Raw genomic sequence first — 3,750 nt, 5'->3', positions numbered from 1 at the left:
ACCTGGATGTCGGTGCCCAGCGAGGTGATGTCGTCGGCCCCGAGATAGAACGGTTCGTGGTCGACCTGTTCCGCGGCGAGCACGCGCAGTCCGATGCCGTTCTCGCTGAGAACCTTCTGCACCCGACGGGCCGTTTCGGTGGCTTCGTCGCGCCCGGTGTGCACGACGAGCAGAATCTGGCGTTCGGAGGTCATTGGGGTCCCTCTTCGATGGCGCGTCGCACGGCGTCCTCCAGGGGCGCGCCGCGGAGCGGATGATCGGTCCGCGCCCGAAGACGCAGAAAGAACTCGACGTTCCCGGACGGACCCGGCAGCGGACTCGACGTGACATCGACCGTCTGCCAGCCCAGTTCGGCCCCCCTGCGCGCGACCGAGAGCACCGCGTCGGCCCTGACCCCTGGATCCGAAACGACCCCACCCGGCCCGACGCGGCCCTTGCCGACTTCGAACTGTGGTTTCACCATGGGAACGATATCGGCGTCCGGTGACGCGCATGACACGAGAGAAGGCAACACGGTCGCCAGGGCGATGAACGACAGATCTGCCACCACCAGGTCGACTGGTCCGCCGATGGCCTCCTGGGTCAGCGCGCGGACGTTCGTGCGCTCCATGACCGTGACGCGGGAGTCCGACCGCAAAGACCACGCCAGCTGGCCGTATCCGACGTCGGCTGCGACGACCTCGCGGGCACCACGGTCCAGCAGCACCTCGGTGAAACCGCCAGTGGACGCCCCGGCGTCCAGGCAGCGCTTGCTCTCGACCACCACGCCGAAGGCATCCAGCGCACCGATGAGTTTGTGGGCGCCGCGCGACACCCAACTGCGTTCGTCTGCGCCTGTGACGGTGAGCCGCGCGTCGACGGCAACGGCGGTCGCGGGCTTGGCCGCAGGCATGCCGTCGATACTGACCCGACCTGCCCCGATCAACTCTGCCGCCTGCTGACGAGACCGCGCCAGACCACGTCGGACCAGCTCGGCATCAACGCGAGCGCGCCGAGTCACGTGTGCTTACCTCTCAACCGATTCCAGCGCCTGGACCAGCAGGTCGTGTGCCTCTTCCAGGCATGCTGCGATGCGCTCCACGTCGATGTGTTCGGCATCTGCTGCGTTCGGGTCCGGCAGCTGGGCGAGCAAGGCCGCGACCTGCGCGCGGATCTGGTCGGGATCGGTCGTCATCTCACTGATCACGCTAGCCGATCGGTGGCCCGCACCAGTGAGCAGCGTTCGAGCGCCTGCCGCGCCGTGTCGTCTGCCGCGACGACGTCGAATGCCCGACCGTCCAGGCTCGAGTCCCACACCGTGCTCGCGACGGCGCGGACGACAGTCAGCGGGTCTCCGACGTCTTCGCCGGTCCAGTGCACCGTTGCGGCGTCGGGTCCGACCTCGACGCGCCAGGCGGGATGCGCCACGACCCGCAGGGTGCCGCTTTCTGCGAACAGCGCGCGCAGATCCGGGGCGAGGTAAAGGGGTCGTTCGGCCGCGGCGGCGTGGACCACGTCAGCGGCCGTGCTCACGCCGGTGAGCACCAGCATGCTGGGCAACCCGGTGGCGTTGGCGCCCGAGATGTCGGTGTCCAGCCGGTCGCCGACGACCAGCGGTCGTTCGAATCGACCGCGGGCGAGGGCGTCCAATAGGAGCGGCGGCTGGGGCTTGCCCGCCACTTGCGGCCGTTGGTCGGTCGCGGTCTCCAGTGCTGCGACCATCGCGCCGTTGCCTGGCAACAGCCCGAGCTCGGACGGCAGCGTGCGATCGACGTTGGCCGCGACCCACAGCGCGCCGGCCCGGATCGCCAGCGCCGCCTCCGCGAGCTCGGCCCAGCCCGTCTCGGGCGAGTGCCCCTGCACCACCGCCGCCGGCTCGTCGGCAAACTTGCGGACGGGCCGCAGGCCGACGTTGCGCACCTCCTCGGCCAGGGCTTCGGTGCCGATCACCAGAACCGCTGAGCCGGAACCGAGTTGGGCTGCCAACAGACGCGCGGCGCTCTGTGCGCTGGTGACGACGTCGTCGGGGTTGGCGGCGAATCCCATCGTCACCAGGTTCTTGGCCACGTCGCCCGGCGCCTTGGAGGCATTGTTCGTCACGAACAGCGTCCTCGTCTCGACGGCGGCCAGGGTCGCGACCGAACCTTCGGTGGGCTGCAGTCCCCGGAACACCGTGCCGTCGAGGTCGAGCAGCAGGCAGTCGTGTTCCTGCGCGAGTGTCGTCATGTCAGCTGAACTCCGCGATCCGCTCTTCGGCATCGGTCTGACCTTCGAGGTCGGCCGCAGCGGCCTTCATGAACCATTGCAGCGCCTCGTCGTTGCGCTCGAGAACGAGCAGCGTCTCCGCGTAGGCGTAGAACAGTCGCGCTGCGGTCAACCCGGTGCGCGTGGAGTCGAGCGCCGGCGTGGACAGCGCGGAGAGGGCCTGTTCGTATTGGCCGAGATCGGAGCGAGCACCGGCGACGACGATGCGCAGCTCGTCGGCGTCATCGCCGGTCAGCTGTTCGGCCTCCGGGGTGCGGGAGAGGTCGATCGCGCGCTGCGGGCGCCCGACGCCCCGCTCACAGTCAGCGACGAGTGGCAGAAGCGGCGACTTGCTGCCCATGCGGCGGGCGGCGCGCAACTCCGAGAGTGCCTGCGCCCAATCACCGCAGTGATAGGCGGCGATACCAACTGCCTCACGCACGGCCGAGATGCGGCCAGACCGAGTTCGCGCAGCCTGCGCGTGCTTCAAGGCCAGCTCGGGATCATCTTCGAGCAGCACGCCGGCCGCCACGAGGTGCTTCGCCACGTAATCCGCGGTGGCCTTGTCGAGTGTCATCAGCTCGCCGCGGACGTCCGGAGCCAACTGCTTGGCCTCGATGTCAGCGGGAATCGGCGGCGCGTTCTTGTCCGAACCTGCGCCGTCGGATTGCGGATGCGTGCGTCGCGCCCGGTCGGGTCCCGACGAGCGAGGCGGCGCGCCGCGGCGGTCGCCCGTGCCGGAGCCACGTCGTGGCGCGCCAGCGCTTGGCGTGCGCCTGGGTCGACGCTCGTCGCCTCCGCGTTGCGTGTCCTGGGGCATGTCTGCCTTCCCTGTCTTGGCAAAGGATACGGTGCCATTCAATTATTCGCGACGGTGCGCAATTCAAAAGGCAAAAGCCGCACATATAGGATCACCCCCCACGCAAAGGTGGGGGGTGATCCTAATGGGTGTTCGGCGGTGTCCTACTTTTCCGACCGTAGGGTCAGTATCATTGGCGCTGGTAGGCTTAGCTTCCGGGTTCGGGATGGGACCGGGCGTTTCCCTGCCGCTGTTGCCGCCGTAACTCTATTTTATTTAAGCCCCTCCGGTGTTATTTGGTGGTGGGGTGTGGTCTGTTCGAATCTGTGGTTTCGTGGTTGCGAACGAATGTTGTGGTGTTACACGCACTTTTTCAAAATCCCAATTGGAGTCTTTTTAACCCTTGTTGGGGTGTGTGTAAGTTTTCGGCCGGTTAGTGCCAGTTCCCTGCGCCCATTACTGGGTTTCTAGGTCTGGTCTATCGATCCCGTGGTCTGCGGGGGGCCTTATCCCTCTAAAAGGGTGAGAAACCTGGTCTTGGAAGAGGTTTCCCGCTTAGATGCTTTCAGCGGTTATCCTGTCCGAACGTAGCTATCCAGCCGTGCCCCTGGTGGGACAACTGGTAGACCAGAGGTTCGTCCGTCCCGGTCCTCTCGTACTAGGGACAGGTTTCCTCAAGTTTCTGACGCGCGCGGCGGATAGAGACCGAACTGTCTCACGACGTTCTA

4 protein-coding genes, 2 rRNA genes and 1 pseudogene are annotated in these 3,750 nt (G+C 66.7%); all 7 read right to left on the bottom strand.

Annotated features, from left to right (window positions below):
• A pseudogene (ppnK, locus tag ACRDUX_RS40360) lies at positions 1-194 on the bottom strand (NAD kinase); the annotation flags it as partial.
• Complete coding sequence (locus ACRDUX_RS40355; RefSeq protein WP_526423084.1) at positions 191-1,000, bottom strand: TlyA family RNA methyltransferase; 810 nt, start codon at positions 998-1,000, stop codon at positions 191-193. The gene ACRDUX_RS40355 and the pseudogene ppnK, both read right to left, overlap by 4 nt.
• 6 nt (positions 1,001-1,006) lie before the next feature.
• Positions 1,007-1,174 (bottom strand): hypothetical protein, encoded by a 168-nt coding sequence (locus ACRDUX_RS40350; RefSeq protein WP_526423082.1) that lies wholly within the window; start codon positions 1,172-1,174, stop codon positions 1,007-1,009.
• Between the two features lie 8 nt (positions 1,175-1,182).
• Positions 1,183-2,205, bottom strand: a complete 1,023-nt coding sequence (locus ACRDUX_RS40345; RefSeq protein ID WP_526423080.1) for an HAD-IIA family hydrolase — start codon at positions 2,203-2,205, stop codon at positions 1,183-1,185.
• Between the two features lies 1 nt (position 2,206).
• Positions 2,207-3,043 (bottom strand): tetratricopeptide repeat protein, encoded by an 837-nt coding sequence (locus ACRDUX_RS40340; RefSeq protein WP_526423078.1) that lies wholly within the window; start codon positions 3,041-3,043, stop codon positions 2,207-2,209.
• Positions 3,044-3,173: 130 nt separating this feature from the next.
• Positions 3,174-3,286, bottom strand: a 5S ribosomal RNA gene (gene rrf / locus ACRDUX_RS40335).
• 149 nt (positions 3,287-3,435) lie between these two features.
• A 23S ribosomal RNA gene (locus ACRDUX_RS40330) occupies positions 3,436-3,750 on the bottom strand; the annotation flags it as partial.

The organism is Mycobacterium sp. (assembly GCF_050701675.1).
Classification (GTDB): Bacteria; Actinomycetota; Actinomycetes; order Mycobacteriales; family Mycobacteriaceae; genus Mycobacterium.
Note: the sequence above shows the minus strand (reverse complement) of the source record. Positions and strands in the feature narration are given on the sequence as shown.

Bases quoted from the DNA above. Each gene is read 5' to 3' on its own strand.
- ACRDUX_RS40350 (WP_526423082.1), bottom strand. From the start codon at position 1,174: ATGACGACCGATCCCGACCAGATCCGCGCGCAGGTCGCGGCCTTGCTC.
- ACRDUX_RS40345 (WP_526423080.1), bottom strand. From the start codon at position 2,205: ATGACGACACTCGCGCAGGAACACGACTGCCTGCTGCTCGACCTCGAC.
- ACRDUX_RS40340 (WP_526423078.1), bottom strand. From the start codon at position 3,043: ATGCCCCAGGACACGCAACGCGGAGGCGACGAGCGTCGACCCAGGCGC.